This window comes from Microvirga alba, from assembly GCF_015694465.1.
GTDB classification, from domain to species: Bacteria; Pseudomonadota; Alphaproteobacteria; order Rhizobiales; family Beijerinckiaceae; genus Microvirga; species Microvirga alba.
In genome coordinates this window covers 799,195-816,109 of sequence record NZ_JADQDO010000001.1, presented here as the reverse complement: position 1 = coordinate 816,109, position 16,915 = coordinate 799,195, and the positions used below count along the sequence as shown (strand labels likewise).

11 protein-coding genes are annotated in these 16,915 nt (G+C 63.0%); 5 read left to right on the top strand and 6 right to left on the bottom strand.

The window, feature by feature from the left end; translation table 11 throughout:
- Positions 1-60 precede the first annotated feature (60 nt).
- Positions 61-3,495, bottom strand: a complete 3,435-nt coding sequence (locus I2H38_RS03685) for a YhdP family protein (protein ID WP_196270428.1) — start codon at positions 3,493-3,495, stop codon at positions 61-63.
- Between the two features lie 186 nt (positions 3,496-3,681).
- Here I2H38_RS03685 and I2H38_RS03680 point away from each other — a divergent pair, with 186 nt between their 5' ends.
- Complete coding sequence (locus I2H38_RS03680) at positions 3,682-4,146, top strand: peroxiredoxin (RefSeq protein ID WP_196270427.1); 465 nt, start codon at positions 3,682-3,684, stop codon at positions 4,144-4,146.
- 67 nt (positions 4,147-4,213) lie between these two features.
- Here the strand turns inward: I2H38_RS03680 and I2H38_RS03675 are convergent, their stop codons facing one another.
- The 4 genes from I2H38_RS03675 to I2H38_RS03660 form a co-directional block, all read right to left on the bottom strand.
- Positions 4,214-4,891 carry a hypothetical protein gene (locus I2H38_RS03675; RefSeq protein WP_196270426.1) on the bottom strand — a complete coding sequence of 226 codons (678 nt, stop codon included), beginning with the start codon at positions 4,889-4,891 and terminating at the stop codon, positions 4,214-4,216.
- Positions 4,892-4,949: 58 nt separating this feature from the next.
- Positions 4,950-6,078 (bottom strand): peptide chain release factor 2 gene (gene prfB, locus I2H38_RS03670; protein WP_196270425.1). Its coding sequence is split into 2 segments (ribosomal slippage): positions 4,950-6,008 and positions 6,010-6,078, totalling 1,128 coding nucleotides; the frame shifts between segments, so codons are not numbered across the junction.
- A 168-nt stretch (positions 6,079-6,246) separates the two neighbouring features.
- A complete protein-coding gene (locus tag I2H38_RS03665) occupies positions 6,247-8,673 on the bottom strand; it encodes a penicillin-binding protein 1A (RefSeq protein ID WP_196270424.1) in 2,427 nt (808 codons plus the stop codon).
- Between the two features lie 146 nt (positions 8,674-8,819).
- The gene (locus I2H38_RS03660) at positions 8,820-10,061 is read right to left on the bottom strand and encodes an N-acetylmuramoyl-L-alanine amidase (RefSeq protein ID WP_196270423.1); all 1,242 of its coding nucleotides are present in this window, start codon (positions 10,059-10,061) and stop codon (positions 8,820-8,822) included.
- 607 nt (positions 10,062-10,668) lie between these two features.
- Between I2H38_RS03660 and I2H38_RS03655 the strand changes: the two genes are divergently transcribed.
- Positions 10,669-13,248: an Rne/Rng family ribonuclease gene (locus I2H38_RS03655; RefSeq protein WP_196270422.1), complete on the top strand. Its 2,580-nt coding sequence runs from the start codon at positions 10,669-10,671 to the stop codon at positions 13,246-13,248.
- Between the two features lie 106 nt (positions 13,249-13,354).
- Here I2H38_RS03655 and I2H38_RS03650 read toward each other — a convergent pair whose 3' ends face one another.
- Complete coding sequence (locus I2H38_RS03650; protein WP_196270421.1) at positions 13,355-14,536, bottom strand: pyridoxal phosphate-dependent aminotransferase; 1,182 nt, start codon at positions 14,534-14,536, stop codon at positions 13,355-13,357.
- Positions 14,537-14,830: 294 nt separating this feature from the next.
- Between I2H38_RS03650 and I2H38_RS03645 the strand changes: the two genes are divergently transcribed.
- The 3 genes from I2H38_RS03645 to accB all read left to right on the top strand — a co-directional run bounded on the left by I2H38_RS03645 (position 14,831) and on the right by accB (position 16,914).
- Positions 14,831-15,607, top strand: a complete 777-nt coding sequence (locus I2H38_RS03645; RefSeq protein ID WP_196270420.1) for a DsbA family protein — start codon at positions 14,831-14,833, stop codon at positions 15,605-15,607.
- Between the two features lie 333 nt (positions 15,608-15,940).
- On the top strand, positions 15,941-16,408 hold the full coding sequence (gene aroQ / locus I2H38_RS03640; protein ID WP_196270419.1) for a type II 3-dehydroquinate dehydratase: 468 nt from the start codon (positions 15,941-15,943) through the stop codon (positions 16,406-16,408).
- Between the two features lie 26 nt (positions 16,409-16,434).
- Positions 16,435-16,914, top strand: coding sequence for an acetyl-CoA carboxylase biotin carboxyl carrier protein (gene accB, locus I2H38_RS03635; protein ID WP_196270418.1), 480 nt, complete (start codon positions 16,435-16,437; stop codon positions 16,912-16,914).
- Position 16,915 lies beyond the last annotated feature (1 nt).

Here is a 16,915-nt window from a genome sequence, read left to right as displayed (position 1 = left end):
GCTAGCCCGTAACCGCGAAATCCGGCTTCGCGTCGATCGCTTTCGGCCGATCAGAATCGCTCAGCGTTCGGGGGCAGCAGGCGCAGGCAGGGTGCCTGTCTGAGGCTCGCCGCCGCCGACTCCGAAGAGCTTGCGCAGGAACCCTGGAGCGACAGCCGAGAGCGGATTGACGGTCAACGCGGGTGAGGCCATCGGCCCGACAGCGCGGAAATTGACCGCGAACAATCCCTCATATTGCCCTCCGCTCAGGAGCGGGCCGAAAAGCGGCACCTGGGCGATGGCGTTGTTCAGGCCGTAGGCCGGAACGAACGTCCCCGAAATATCCATTTTGTCGCGAGCGTAGTCGATGAACCCGCCCAGGGTGAATCCCACCTGGGTTCCGAAAATCGCGGCATCCTTGAATTCGAGGCGGCCCGCCGCGCGCGTGAAATCGACATGGGCCTTGGTGAAGGTGACTTCGTTGACGTCAACCCGCACCGCTTGCGGATTCCCGGCGCGATCCTGCCCGGCGACGAACTGCGTCTGGGTCGGAATGATCCGGCGCAGGGCCGGCTCATTGTTGACCGTGAAATCGCGGATGTTCAGCGTCCCGGCTTGCGGACCATCGCCCGTGGCCATCTGCAGAACGAGATCGCCGCCGGACATTCGTCGGTAGATGTCGAGAAAGCGCAGAAGCGCACCACCATCCTCGGCCTGCAGAATGATCACCGGGTTGCTCCCGGGCTGCGGAACGGTCCGCGCGACCACATTCGTCGCTCCGAGGCGTCCCTTCATCTCAAGCTGGCGCAAATTCTCCTTGCGGATGGAACCTTTGATCGAGGCGTTGGTGATCGCCTCGTCACTGAACCCGGTGAGAATATTCAGCGTAAGATCAAGATCGACGTCCTTGCTGTCACGCTGCGGCGCCGCGTTGCGGCCTGCCGGCGCGGCGGAGGATGATGACCCGCTGAGTTTCGTGAACGGACGAGCATCGCCGACATTGCCGCGAACAGTGACCTTGTAGACCCCGGCAACGCGCTCGAGCTGGACCCGCATGTCATCGCCGGCCGACAATTTGAAGGTGGAGAGATCGGCCTTTTCCAGCCCACCCTCGCTCGACAGGAATGCGCTGCCGCGGATTTGCACGGGGCCGCTGTCAACCTGCAAATCCCGGATCTCATCCTGCGTCCCGTCGATCAGAATGAACGCCAGTCGTCCCGGTCGGCCTGCCGGCTTCACCCATCCGGGAATCAGTTGATCCACGGCCGCCTTGGCCAAATCAGCCTCGACGCGGATTCCGGGCTTCGCCGATTTTCCGAGCGGCAAGGTCGCGCGCAGGGCAATCGGCCCGCTCAATTGTGAACCGAAGGACAAACCACGCTTGGCCCTCGCAGCCTCGTCGAGCGAGAAGGAGACGTTGGCCTCGCCGCCCTGCCGCGTCTGTTGAACGTCGATGGTGGCCGCGCTCCCCCCGATCTTGCCGTCGCCCTTGATCGCAAGGTTGCCCTTGTCATAGGCGAGCGTCAGATTGGCGCCGTCGAGACGATCCTTGCCGAAAATCTTGTCGACGCTGAACTCGCTGACCGTTCCGTTCACGGAAAGAGGCAGGTCGGCGAAGGCGGGAATGTCGTTGACAGCAAGCCCAATTCCGACACGAAGATCGGTCTTGCCTTTCATGCTCGCCGGATCGAGATCGAATCCGGCTATCTCGCGAATGACCGGCGTCTGCAACAAGGCGCCAAGCCCCTCCGCGCCCCCAAACAGGCGGAAGTCGATCCGCGCGAGAGCATCATTCTTCCAGTAGTCGTCGAGGACAAATGTGCCTTCTGACGCGCTTAGGCTCCGGTCGTTGGCCATCTCGACGCGTGCGCCGGGGGAGCGCAGGGACACTGTCGTTCCCGTGACGATTCCGGTGACATCCATGCGGGACAGGGGCGGCAAGCCATCTGAAACCCGCAGAACTCCCTGGGAGATCAAGAACTGGATGTTCAGCGCATTGTCCGGAAGCGGGCCGCCGGAGACGGCCTTCGCCATCTCAGGACCCGTCATCGCAACCTTGAGCGCGATGGATTCGAGCATGCCCGCTTTGAGATTGGAGACGAGGAACTTGCGGACCGGCGGGGCGACCGCCTCCGGCCAGATGCGCAAGGCAGAGCGTATGTCGGTTTTCGCGCTGCGCACATCGAGTTTCAGGTTGTGTGGATCAGTCGCGCCGCCGAGGTTTCCGCTGACATCGACTGAAAGATCCGGTCCCCGAAGGCTAAAATTCCTGATCGTTACGCCGTCAGGCCCCGCAAGATCCGCCGCGATTTCGCTGATCCGGACTGGCTTGTCACCGGCGGTAGCACCCGAAATCACCGCGTCCTTGCCGCCGAGAGACAAACGCCAGCTGTCGGTATCCGAAGGGGTGACAAGGCGGCCTTGGAGCCGGACACGCGTGTCACCGCCCTTCAGCTCCAGTCTCTGTAGGTCAAGGGACTTGGTGCTCTCGTCCCACGCAACCTCAATGTTGGATTGATCGACCCGCAGAGGCGACGTATCCCTGTCATCGATCTGAAACACGCCGGCGTTGCTGCTCAATTGGGCCTTGAGCTCCGTCACCCGGCCTTCGGAATTGGCGGCATCGACGCGGCCTGAGAATTTCAGATCGGTTGTCGCCGGAAGAGCCGACAGGCCCGTAAGAAGAAGGATGTCCTGAATCGGCGCGCCATCGGCAATGACGGTTGCGCGGTATCCGCCCTTGCCGTCCGCCTCCGCATCGCCATTGAGTTGCCAGATGCCCTGTGGGCCGTCGAGGGTGGCGTCGAAGTGACGGCCGCCTGTCTCTGCCCAATCGAATGTCGCGTCCAATCGCTTGAATCGGCCGCGCTCCTTCTGGTCGGCGTCGATGAAGACGAGGCTGGCATTGGTCAGTTGCGCCCTTCCGAGCGAATGCAGAATGCTCTTCGGGCCGACGATGAATTCGAACAATGACCCTACGGCGCCGGAGACCTGGGAGGCTCCTCGCACGTTGCGCGGCGGGGAGGACGCCGGATCCTGGGAGGGTTTGTCCGGCGCGGGGAGCGCGACCGGCGCGTCGCCGCCTTCCCCCTGCACGGGGGAGAAGGTCAGCGAGCCATCCCGATTGACCAGAATGCGGAGCTGAGGATCCTGGAACTCGATTGATTTGGGCTGCAGGTTCGCCGTCAGAAGCGACAGGCCGTCAACACTGACGACGGCATAGGGAGCGCGCAGAACGAGGTCGCCTCCAGGCGCCCGGATATCCAGACCATTCGCCCGTAGAGCCGGAGATCCGGCATGAAGTTCGATGGCCGTATTACGCAAGGTCACGGTCCAACCCGGCCCGATGCGGGCCGCGATCGCATCGGCCACCCGCTCCGGAAGCCGCCCGAAGCTCAACGGTCCCGCGGACAGGCGCAGGTACAAGAGAGCGAGCGCAATGCCGAGAACAAGAACAATGCCGAGCTTCAGATAGAGAGCACCACGAAGCACGCGCCCCAAAGCGCTTCGCTTCACCGGGCTGCGCCGGGATGACGTGGTACGTAGAAGTGGCTTCATTCTTAAGGCGTCGGGCGACCCGCTCCTTGGGTTATGCTGGTGATCAGGGAATCAGATGGCGGGACCTTAACCTTGTCTCGGCCCTTGCTGCCATCTCTGATGAGGGTCTCCAAACACCATATTCAGACGAAAGGAAGGCGAACGATGATATTAGCGACCGGGACCAACGCTCCCCCTTTCACCCTGCCGGCCACGGATGGGAAAGAGATCACGCTGGACAGCCTCAAGGGCCAGAAAGTGGTACTTTATTTCTATCCTAAGGACGATACCAGCGGCTGCACCAGAGAGGCCCAGGACTTCCAGTCCCTGCGGTCCGAATTCTCGAAGGCGGGCACGGAAATCATCGGCGTGTCGCCCGACAGCCTCAAGAGCCACGACAAGTTCCGCTCCAAATACGGCCTCGATTTCGCCCTCGCCTCGGATGAGGACAAGACTATGCTCGAAGCCTATGGCGTGTGGGTCGAGAAGAGCATGTACGGCCGCAAATACATGGGCGTCGAGCGGACCACCGTGCTCATCGACCGCGACGGCAAGATCGCGCAGGTCTGGCCGAAGGTGCAAGTTCCCGGCCATGCGGAAGAGGTGCTGGCAGCGGCGCGAGAGCTTTAAGCGCGGGAGCTTTAAGATTGCGTCGTCATTCCGGGCCGAGCGTAAGCGCGGCCCGGAATGACGGAAATTAAACGCCCCGTGTAAGCTGAGCCTCGCCGCCGAGCCAGATCGACAGGCGCTCGGTGATGGTCCCCATGGCCGCGACCGATGCGGTGACACGGCCCGGTATCTCGAGCCCGTGATCCAGATCCGGCACGAGAACAACCTCGACGCCTCTGTCGCGAGCCGCCTGCAGATGCCCTTCATCATACAGATAATCGGCGGTTCCGATCACGAGGATCGACCGCTGAGGACAACGTGCCATGCCCTCCGGAACGCCGGGTGTTTTGAATCCGGGCGTCAACCAGACGAGCTCGGCCTTGGCCAATCGGGGCTCGTCGGGAATCGTGTAGGCCATCGCCGCCGTTCCCGCCGACTTGCCGATAACCGTGAAATGCTCGTAGCCGCCGAGCGCAAGCGCCGCCCCCAAGGCCGCTTGCGCATCCGCTTTGATCCAGCCGAGCCTCTCTTCCTGCGGCGCGGCGAGAAAGTCGGGCATCAGATCGTAGGTGTAATCAACGGTGAGAACGTCGTGACCGCGCGCCAGCAGGAGCTGGCGGCAGTAGTAGAGCGCGGGCATCGTGTTGCGATAGCCGAAGCCCGGAAAGAGGATCGCCAGGCCCCGACTTGGACCGTCCTGGCGTGTCAGACCATTGGGCAGAGAGAGATCGCGATAGCCATTGATCGCGAGGGTGCTTTGTTTCATCGCCGGATCCGGTGAGCGCTACTTTCTCTCATAAGCTACGCTCACCGGGATAAAATGCCTAATCGATGTCCTCGACTGCCTCACTCCCGCCATTGACGCGCTGGGCGAGCGAGGCCTCGATGAAGGGGTCGAGATCGCCATCGAGCACGTCTTGCGGGCTGGTGGACTGAGCCCCGGTGCGCAGATCCTTCACCAGCTGATAGGGCTGCAGCACGTAGGAGCGGATCTGGTGGCCCCAGCCGATGTCGGTCTTGGCGGCGGCCTCCGCATTGGCCTTCTCTTCGCGCTTCTTCAGCTCGGCTTCGTAGAGACGCGCGCGCAGCATGTTCCAGGCGGTCGCCCGGTTCTTGTGCTGGGAGCGCTCCTGCTGACAGGCCACGACGATGCCGCTCGGGATATGGGTGATGCGCACGGCCGAGTCCGTCGTGTTGACGTGCTGGCCGCCCGCACCCGACGACCGGAACGTATCGATCCGGCAATCCGATTCCTTGACCTCGATGTCGATGCGATCATCGACGACCGGATAGACCCAGACCGAGGCGAAGCTCGTATGGCGGCGGGCGTTCGAATCGTAAGGCGAAATTCGCACGAGCCGGTGCACGCCCGACTCGGTCTTGAGCCAGCCATAAGCATTGAGGCCCTTGATCAGAAGCGTGGCGCTCTTGATACCGGCTTCGTCGCCATCGGTAATTTCGAGAAGCTCGACCTTGTACTTCCGCCGCTCGCCCCAGCGCGCATACATGCGCTGCAGCATGGAGGCCCAATCCTGGCTCTCGGTTCCGCCCGCGCCGGAATGCACTTCCAGATACGTATCGTTGGTGTCGGCCTCGCCGGAGAGCAGCGTCTCGACCTGGCGGCGCGCGGCCTCGTCCTGAAGGGCCCGGATCGATTCCTCGCCCTCCTTGACGATGTCGGCATCGCCCTCAACTTCACCAAGCTCGATCAGCGTGATCGCATCATCAAGCTCTTGCTCGAGGCGCTTGATCGCCGTGATCTGATCCTCCAGCGACGTGCGTTCGCGCATGACCTTCTGCGCGGCGTCCGCATCGTTCCAGAAGTTGGGATCTTCAGTGAAGGAGTTCAGTTCCGCGAGGCGTCGCTGGGCATTATCCCAGTCAAAGATGCCTCCTCAGCAGCCCGACTGACTGCTTGGTCTCATCTACGAGATGTTCGATTTCGGCGCGCATATCTGCTTTTAGGTCCGTGCCTTGTGATGGCGGCGTCTTAAGGGGAGCACCGCGCGGTGTAAAGGAGTCCTCGATGACGGAGACATCGCCGCAGCCGGCAAAACAGCCGCATTCAGCGTCCATCTCCGAGATTCTTGAGGGCTCCGCTTATATGGAAAGCGGAATGTCTCAATACAATCCGCCGGTTCCCGCCCCGACCGCCTGCGGTCCGGGGGGAATGCCTGCCTGCGGGTCGCCGTCGATCGGCGCATAATTGTCAGGCGGTGCGGTGCCCGGCTTGAAGGCCTCGACAATGACACCGCCACCCTCGCCCGCTCCGGCGCGCGTACCGGTCGAAGCATTGACGCGGATCAGCTTGATTCCCGCCGGCACGCGGAAGGGCGTCGCGGGCTTATCCTTGAGCGCCATCTGCATGAAATCGCGGAACACGGGAGCCGCGTATTGTCCGGCGGTTGCCGCATTGCCAAGGGATTGCGGCTTGTCGTAGCCGATGAAGACGCCCACGGCGAGATCGGGCGAGAAGCCGACGAACCACACGTCCTTCGCGTCGTTGGTCGTGCCGGTCTTTCCGGCGAGCGGCTTGCCGACCGCCTTGACGCTCTGCGCCGTGCCGCGCTGCACGACGCCCTCGAGAATCGAAGTCATCTGGTAGGCCGTCAGGGGATCGAGCACCTGCTCGCGGTTGTCCGCAAGCTTGGGCGCAGCGCCGCCATCCCATTTCTCCGCGTCGCAATTGACGCACTTACGGTCGTCGTGACGGTAAATGGTCTTGCCGTTTCGGTCCTGGATGTTGTCGATCAGGCTCGGCTTGATGCGCCGTCCGCCATTCACGAACATGGAATAGGCCGCGGTCATGCGCATGACCGTCGTCTCCCCCGCGCCGAGCGACATGGAGAGAAGCGGCAGCATGTCGTCATAGACGCCGAAACGGCGCGCATATTCGACGATGGACGGCATGCCGATGTCGTTCGCCAGGCGAACCGTCATGAGGTTCTTGGAATGCTCGATGCCATAGCGCAGGGTGCGCAGGCCCGCCGATTTGCCGTCATAGTTCGACGGTGCCCAGGCGGCCTGCCCCGGGCCCATGTCGAGCACGAAAGGCGCGTCCATGATCTGGGTCGACGGCGTGTAACCGTTATCGAGCGCGGTCGCGTAGACGATGGGCTTGAACGACGATCCGGGCTGCCTCATGGCCTGCGTCGAGCGATTGAACTCGCTCTGGTCGAAGGAGAAGCCGCCGACCATGGCGTGCACGCGACCCGTATAGGGGTCCATGGCAACGATCGCGCCCGAAATCTCGGGGATCTGGCGAAGGCGGAACAGACCAGTCCTGCTGTCGAGCGAGTCGACATAGACGACATCACCGACGGACAGCGCCTTCTCGACGGGACGGCGCGTCCATTTCACCCCATCGGCGGTGATGAACCCGAATTCGCGATCGCGGGAGATCTGTCCGGAGGCCTCTTTCTTCGGCTGAAGGCCCACGCGGGCGCGGCCGCCCGAGACTTCCAGCACCACGGCCATGCGCCAGGGCTGCACGTCGTTCAGGGTCGGCATTTCGGCCAGGGCCAGACCCCACTCGCGGCCAGCCAGGTCGAGCTTGTGATGGGAGCCGCGCCATCCCCGCGCCTCGTCGAAACGCACGAGGCCGTCCACCAGCGCCTTGCGCGCCATGGCCTGCATCTTCGGGTCGAGCGTCGAGCGGATCAGCAGGCCGCCTTCATATAGCTTCTCTTCGCCGTAGCGCTCCGCGATGTCGCGGCGAACGCCCTCGGCGAAGTAGCCGGACGCGATGTTGTGGGGCGAGACATTGCGCGGCGTGACCTTAAGGGGCTCCTTCTTGGCCGCCTCGCCTTCCTCGCGGGACACGTAGCCGTTGTCGACCATGCGGTCGACGACCCAGTTGCGGCGGTCGATGGCCGCCTGCCGCTGACGGAACGGGTGGTAGTTGTTGGGCCCCTTGGGCAAAGCGGCGATGTATGCGACCTCGGCCAGGGTCAACTCGTGAACGGACTTGCCGAAATAGTCGAGCGCCGCGGCGGCGATGCCGTGCAGGTTGCGGCCGGGCGTCAGGGTGCCGAGGAAGATCTCGTTCAGATAGAGCTCAAGAATCTTGTCCTTCGAGAAGGTCTTCTCGATTCTCAGGGCGATCAGCGCCTCGCGGATCTTGCGCTCGTAGCTGCGCTCGTTGCCGACGAGGAAGTTCTTGGCCACCTGCTGGGTGATCGTTGAAGCGCCCTGCTTACCGCCGGAACGGAAATTCGCCACCACCGCGCGCACAATCCCTTCCGGATCGATGCCCGCGTGCTTGTAGAAATTCTTGTCCTCGGCCGAGAGGAACGCTTCGACGACCAGCTTCGGAATGGCCTGGATCGGCACGTAGAGGCGGCGCTCGCGGGCATATTCCGCAATCAGGCTGCCATCGGCCGCGTGGACGCGGGTCATCACCGGCGGCTCGTAATTGGCGAGCTGCGCGTGGTCCGGCAGGTCCTTCGAGAACATCCAATAGCCACAGGCCAGACCAACGGCGCCGATCAGGAAAAAGATCGCCCCGATGCTGAACAGGAAGCCGAAGAATCGTAGGACGAAGCGCATCCGAAGGTATTCCGTTATCGGCGCCGGCGGCGCACGGTTATGCTGATCTGTGAACGCCGATCTGTGTTTCAGGCAGTCAAAGCATCAGCCTTTACTGCCCTGTTAGCTGAGGAATCACGCCCCCGCTACGGCTATCCACACTGTATCTATGGTAAAACTGCGGCAGGTCCCTGACGAGCGAGCCTCGTGGCGAAAAAACGGTCCACGGCAACCGACATCGCCGAGACCATCTTACTTCGCCATTCATCCGACATGAGGAGATCCAGGTCCTGCTTGCTCGACAAATAGCCCAGTTCAACCAGGACCGACGGCACATCGTGGGCGCGCAGAACCCGGAAACCGGCCTCACGTCGCGGATTCTTGTTGAGACGGGCCACGGAATCGAATTCCCCCACGAGGCGGGTCGCGAAGCTGTGGGAGAAATTCCGGGTTTCCCGCAAGGTGAGTTCCTGCAGGATGTCCATGACGTCGTCCGCCCCGTCACCCGCTTCCACGCCGGCGATGGAATCCGCCTTGTTTTCCCGATCCGCCAGCCTTGCGGAATCGGCGTCGGAGGCCCGTTCGGCGCCGGTATAGACCGTCAGCCCGCGGACGTCCTGACCGCCGGAGATCGAGTCCGCGTGGATCGAGATGAAGAGATCGGCCTTGGCCGACCGCGCGGCGCGCACCCGGTCGCCCAGGGAGATGAAGGCATCCTGATCGCGGGTCATCAGCACGCGATAATGGCCCTGAGCTTCCAGCTTCTTCTTCAATTGCTGGCCGAAAGCGAGAACGAGATCCTTCTCGACCATGCCGGTCAAGGCTGCCGCACCGGGATCGATTCCGCCATGGCCCGGATCGATCACGATGACAGGCCGCGTATCCTTGACGTTCTTCGAGGCCGTGGAATCGAGGCCGACCTTGGCTGTCGCGGCGGCGTTCTCGGCGGCAACGCGCCGGAATTCCTCCCGGTCGACCTTCGACAATTCAATGGTCAGCAGAGCCCCGCCACCGGGAGCGCTCGGATCGACCTGGATCGCGGAGACGATGGCGGGCTGGGACAGGTCCATTACGACCCGCGACCGGCCCGGCGCGAACAGGCCATAGCGGTAGGACGCGATCAGCCCTTCCCGCTTGCGCCCGACACCACTGGGCAGATGGAATGTGACCTCAGGCAAATCGACGATGACGCGATCGGGGCGTTCCATCAGATAAGCTTGCGCGGTGACGGCTTTCGACAGTGTGATCTTGAGCCGGGTCTTTGCCCCATCGGCATCGATCACAACAGCGGCAGCGACGGCCGTTGCCTCGGCCTCAGGGCCGGCCGCCCATGCGCCAGCCCCCGCCGGCACCACGAGCGCCGCCAGAAGACAAAGCCGCATAAGGCGTATGAACGGCGTAGTGAGCATTATGGTCGCCGGTTGATTTCAAGTGCCCCTCCTATCCCATAGGCGACCTTTGGTTAATGAAGCCCACGCGAGATGAACTGTTTACCTGGACACTGTTGCGTTCAAGGCACAGTGTCTCAGCATCTTGCCAAATACCCCGATCAATCTGTAATGATGAGGTCCCGTCCGGCATGGCCGAATCTGACGGCGGGTCCGAGGAGACGGTTGTGTTGACCGATCCTCTGGACACCCGTCACCCTCGACAGGCTCGCGGACAGGCATAAATAGCGATGCTTCATCGCGACAAATACCGGTGGCCGGATCAATCCGGCTCATCGCTTTCGAAAGGGCCGTCGTTGAATGGTTGCGCAAGCGAAGTCAGCTCTGACTATCGTCCCAGCGCCGTTCGATTTGCGCGATCAACTTCGCGCTCGCTCATGCTCCGCTCAACCCGGCATGACGTCGGCCCCGCTTAACCCAGAATGCGCCCCAATGCGGCGCACGATGGCGATCGACAGCAATCCGAACGCAATTTCAGCCCGCCGCCTGCTTTCGCGGCGTGGTCGCCCGCGCTTAATGCGGCTCCTGCCTCAGATCCTGCCCTCGATCGCCATGTCGAGAGTTCAACATGGCAAACAAGATGCTAATCGATGCCTCCCACCCGGAAGAAACCCGGGTTGTGGTGGTACGTGGTCAGAAGGTCGAAGAATTCGACTTCGAATCCGCTAGCCGGAAGCAGTTGCGAGGCAACATCTACCTCGCGAAGGTGACTCGGGTAGAGCCGTCCCTGCAGGCCGCTTTCGTCGAGTATGGCGGAAACCGCCACGGTTTCCTCGCTTTTAGCGAAATCCATCCTGATTATTACCAGATTCCGGTCGCGGATCGTCAGGCTCTCCTCGAGGCTGACGCCGAGGCTCAACGCGAGGAAGAACGCGAGGAAGAACGGCGCCGCAGCCGTCGCCGCCGCCCCGCTTCAAAGCGGGCGCAGGCCGACGAGACGGTCGCCTCCTCGGAGGCCGAGGCAGGCACCGAAGAGGCCGCGTCCGCTCTCACCGAGAGCGAGGAGGCCGGCGAGACCACCGAGATCGTGCTTTCGGGAGAAACCCTCGAGCTGGTCCAGGGCGAAGAGGTGTCCGACGGTGAACGTGCGCCGGCGGAGGAGCACGAAGAGGACGACCATGGTGATGACCATGGTGAAGACGACCACGGCGAGGACGATCACGGCGAAGAAGAGATCGTCGAGCAACTCGGCGGCGGCGACGCGGCCGACGACATTCCCCAGCGCCCCCGCCTGCCGCGCAAGCAATACAAGATCCAGGAAGTCATCAAGCGCCGTCAGGTGCTGCTGGTCCAGGTCGTCAAGGAAGAGCGCGGCAACAAGGGCGCGGCCCTGACCACCTATCTGTCGCTTGCCGGACGCTATTCGGTGCTCATGCCCAATACGGGTCGGGGCGGCGGCATTTCCCGCAAGATCACCAACGCGGCCGACCGCAAGCGCCTGAAGGAGATCGCCCAGGACCTCGAGGTTCCGGACGGCATGGGCATCATCCTGCGCACCGCTGGCGCCTCGCGCACCAAGCCCGAGATCAAGCGCGACTATGAATACCTGATGCGCCTGTGGGAGAGCGTGCGCGAGCTAACCCTCAATTCCGCGGCTCCGGCCCTGGTTTATGAGGAAGGCTCGCTGATCAAGCGCGCCATCCGCGACCTCTACAACAAGGACATCGACGACGTTCTCGTCTCCGGGGATGACGGCTATCGCGAGGCCAAGGACTTCATGCGCATGCTCATGCCGAGCCATGCGAAGATCGTCCAGCCTTACCGTGACCAGCAGCCCCTGTTCGCGAAGCACGGTATCGAGGCCCAGCTCGACGCCATGTTCTCGAACCACGTCACCCTGAAGTCGGGCGGCTATCTCGTCATCAACCCGACGGAAGCTCTCGTCTCCATCGACGTGAACTCGGGCCGTTCGACCCGCGAGCACAATATCGAGGACACGGCGCTCCGCACGAACCTCGAAGCCGCCGAGGAAATCGCTCGTCAGCTTCGTCTGCGCGATCTTGCCGGCCTGGTGGTCATCGACTTCATCGACATGGAAGAGAAGCGCAACAACCGCGCTGTCGAGAAGAAGCTGAACGAGTGCCTGAAGAACGACCGCGCCCGCATCCAGGTTGGCCGCATCTCGCCCTTCGGGCTTCTGGAAATGTCGCGCCAGCGTATCCGTACGGGCGTGCTCGAATCCTCCTCGGTCCCCTGCGCGCATTGCGCCGGCATCGGCACTGTCCGCTCGACGCCGTCCGTTGCCCTGCACGTGCTGCGCTCGATCGAGGAAACCCTGATCAAGAATGCCGGCTACAACCTCATCGTCCGGACCCGGATGGAGGCTGCCTTCTACATTCTGAACCAGAAGCGCATTCACCTGCGCGACCTTGAGACCCGGTTCGGAGTGGCAATCTCGATTGTCCCCGACGACAGCCTGAATGGAACGACAACCTTCGCCATCGACCGCGGCGAGCCGGCTTTGCGCCTGGAGCACAAGGCTGCAGCAACCGGCATTCAGATCGACGCGATCCTTCCGGCCGAGGAAGCCGCCGAGGTTGAAGCTGAGATCGAGATCGAGGCGGAAGAGGAAACCGCCGAGGAGGCGCGCGCCGAGGAGGAGCGGGGCGAGGAAGGTGAAGGCGGCCGTCGCCGTCGCCGCCGTCGCCGTCGTCGCGGCCGCGACCGGGAGGCCGTCACAGGCGCTCAGGGCGAAGAGGGTGCGGAATCCGAGACCGAGGAAGAGGCCCCCGTTGAGGGCGAGGCCGCTGTTGCATCCGCCGAGACGGCTGAATCAGCCGAGGCCGAAGGTGAAGGCGATGGCAGCGCCCGCCGCCGTCGCCGCGGGCGCCGGGGCGGCCGTGGCCGTGGCCGCGAGGAAGCGATCGAGTTCGCCGTAGAGGAAGGCTTCGTCGGCCCCAGCGTAGAGGCCGTCGAGGCAGCGCTTGCCGAAGCGATTGCCGAGCCGGAGCCCGTGCGAGCGGAAGAGCCGGTCGTCGCCGCTGCTCCGTCAGTTCCGCCGGTTGAAGAGATGGTCGCCGTCGTTGCTTCAGAGCCTGCGGCTCCGGAGCCCGAGCCCGTCGCGGTCGTTCTGACGCCCCCGGACCCGGACCGCCCGAAGCGCGCCGGCTGGTGGTCGAAGGCAAAGTCGGTCCTTGGCGGGTCGTAGAGCCTAGCTTGCACAATATCGAGACACAGTATTCCGGCGGCCATGTGCCGCCGGAATTGTTTTCGACCGCTAAGTGAAATCCAGTAGGATCAATCGCTTAGCCCCGTCACTTCAACCAAGTCGAGAGGCGGGCAATCGTCTCGCGACAGTCATTTTCGGACCCTGCGAAGGACAGGCGCAGATAATGAGAGCCTTCGATCGGATCGAAGTCGAGCCCCGGGGTTGCGGCAACGCCAGCCTCTTCCAGCATGCGCTTGGAAAAGCCGATCGAATCGTTCGTGAAGCGGGCGATGTCCGCATAGATGTAGAAAGCGCCGTCGACCGGATGCATGTCGGCGATCCCGATCCGAGGCAATTCCTCCAGCAAATAGGCTCGGTTGCGGGCGTAGCCTGCTTTCACCGCCTCCAGCTCGTCCATGGCCTCGAAAGCAGCAAGCGCCGCGACCTGTGAGAGGTAGGGCGGCGAAATATAGAGGTTCTGCGCCAGGCGCTCGATCGGTCGCACGAGGCGTTCCGGCACCACGATCCAGCCGATGCGCCAGCCGGTCATGCAATAATATTTGGAAAACGAGTTGATGACGATGGCGTCGTCATCCGACGAGAGCGCCGTCGTAGCCGGTTCGTTGTAGGTCAGGCCGTGATAGATCTCGTCCGACACGAACCACAGCCCCAATCGACGGCAGGTCGCGCCAAGCTCGGCCAGAGCGCGCTGGCCAATCATGGTGCCCGATGGGTTCGCCGGGCTCATGGCCAGGATGCCGTGCAGGGGCTTTTCCGCGTGGGCCTTCTCGATGGCCTTGGCGGTCATGATCCAGCCATCCGCCTTGGTCAGGGGAATGATCACCGGCTCGATGCCGAGCGCTTCGAGAATGTTGCGATAAGCCGGATAGCCCGGCGCGGTGATGGCGACGCGCTGGCCGGGATCGAAGAGGCTCAGGAACGCCAGCACGAAGCCTGCCGAGGAGCCTGTGGTCACGACAACCCGCTCGGGCGCAAGGCTCACCCCATAGCTGTCCCGATAATGCCGTGCGATCCGCTCGCGCAAAGGGGCAATTCCAAGCGCTTCGGTATAGCCGATGCGTCCCGTCTCCAGAGCGGCCTTGGCCGCCTCGCGGGCGGCGCGGGGCGCGGGAGCGGAGGGCTGGCCGACCTCCATATGAATGACGCTGTCCCCTCGCCTTTCTTTTGCCGCGGCGGCGCTCAAGACATCCATGGCCAGGAACGACGAAACGCGGTCCATGCGACGCGCGATGTGGGGCAAACGGAGATCGGCGGGTGATTTTGTCATGGATAGGCTCGTAACGGCTCGCGCGCCAAGCCTCAAGGCAGCTCTTGATGCCGGTGGCAACAGGACGCTCCGACGGCCTCCACAAGGCACCGGCGAAAGCCCTGTAACCCCGGTTATTCCTGGGCAACCCAGCGTGCTGGTCATTATGTCGCTTCAAAATAAGGTATTCTGCAACGAATCCGTGATTTGACGCTGCGCTTCCGAGGCAGCTAACACACGCAAAACGGAATACCCTCACAGGCTTGGAAATTGTCCTCCTGGCCAGATTTTCGAAATTTCCGCAAAGGTTGGACCATGCGCTTCTCGTTTCTCAAATCCTGCCAGGCCGTCGCCCTCCTCGGCGCGCTGGCCTTCGGCCCGTCGGCGATGGCGCAGAATGCGGTTTTTTCCGACCAGCAGCGTCAGGCCATCGGCGAGATCGTGAAGGACTACCTTATGAAGAACCCTGAAGTTCTTCAGGAGGTCATCGGCGAGCTGGAGAAGCGCCAGGCCGAGGCCCAGCGGGTCGTTCAGGCCGGGGCGTTGAAGGAAACGCGGCAGACGCTGTTGAACGCGCCCCATTCCTTCATCGTCGGCAACCCTTCCGGCGACGTCACCCTGGTCGAATTCTTCGATTACAATTGCGGCTACTGCAAGCGGGCGCTGGCCGATGTGAAGACGCTTGTGAAGGGCGACCCCAAGCTGCGCGTGGTGTTGAAGGACTTCCCCGTCCTCGGCCCTGATTCCGTCGAGGCCAGCCGGGTGGCGCTTGCGGCGCGTAACCAGCTTTCGGGCGACAAGCTCTTCGACTACCACGTGAAGGTCATGGACAGCAAAGGCCGGGTCGGCGCGGAGCGCGCCCTGGCGGTCGCCAAGGAGATGGGTCTCGACGTGGCCCGCCTGCAAAAGGATATGGAAAGCGCCGACGTGCGCGCCGCCCTTCAGGAAAATATGGGGCTCGGCGACAAGCTCGGCCTGACCGGCACTCCGGCGTTCATCATCGGGGACGAAATTATCCCCGGCGCGGTCGGCCTGGATCCTCTGAAGCAGGTCGTCGCCAATGTCCGCCAGTGCGGCAAATCCAATTGCTGATCGCAGCAGGAAAAGCGGATACTCGCTGTCATTCCGGCGCGCGCCATGGGCGCGAGCCGGGAACCCATAGCCGCCAAGGGTTTGGAACGCGGGATCTCGCCGCTGCGGTGGCGTTTCATCGTGCAACGTTTGCTGTTATGGGTTCCGGGCTCCGCCGTGCGGCCCCGGAATGACGGTAGCGTGAGTGGACCCAGCGCGTTACGATGCCTCTCTCCCTAGGGAAACGCCGCCAAGCTTGGGAAAGCCTTGGTTTTCCCCTTCCCCCGTGGTTGCCTTTTGGCTAAGACGACCTTTCAGCCCCACCTCTCGGGGCCTTGGAACGCTCCTTTCGCGATGATCACCGTCCACGTCCTTAACGGGCCGAACCTCAATATGCTCGGTCGCCGAGAGCCGCAGATTTACGGCAGCGTCACGCTGGCGGAAATCGAGCAGCTCGTGCGCGAGAAGGCGGGGAAGCTCGGCGTTTCCATCGCATTCCGCCAATCGAACCATGAAGGACATCTGGTCGATTGGATTCAGGAAGCGGGAGCGCAAGGGGCCGGCATCGTCATCAATGCCGGAGCCTATACCCATACCTCGATCGCCCTGAGGGACGCCATTGCTGCAAGTGGCGCTCCGACGGTCGAGATCCATCTCTCGAATGTTCATGCTCGCGAGGGCTTTCGCCATCGCTCGCTCATTGCACCCGTCTCGGTGGGCGTGATCTGCGGCTTCGGGCCCATGAGCTACCTGCTCGGCCTGGACGCTGTTCACCGTGTGATGGTCGAGCGCGCGCAAGCCCCCAAGCCTTCCAAACATTAGTTCCTCAAGAATAAGAGGTGAGCCTCATGGCCAAGGACAACCCTTTCGATCCCGATCTCGTGCGCGAGCTGGCGACCTTGATCGCCGACACCGATCTCACCGAGATCGAAGTGGAGAAGGGCGACCTGCGCATCCGCGTCGCGCGCACGATCACCGCGACCGTGACGGTGCCTGTCGCTGCCCCCGCTATGGCGGCGGCTCCTGCTGCGGTCGTCGCTCCCCCGCCCTCCGTGGCCGAGGCTGCGCCCTCCGCGAAATCCGCCGCGGCCCATCCGGGCGCGGTGCTTTCGCCCATGGTCGGCACCGCCTACCGCAAGCCGTCGCCCGATGCGAAGTCTTTCATCGAGGTCGGTTCCAAGGTTCAGGCCGGCGACAAGCTTCTGCTCGTCGAGGCCATGAAGACCTTCAACGAGATCACGGCGCCCCGCGCCGGTACAGTCACGGCCATCTTCGTCGAAGACGGAACGCCGGTTGAATACGGCGAGCCGCTGGTCGTCATCGAGTGAC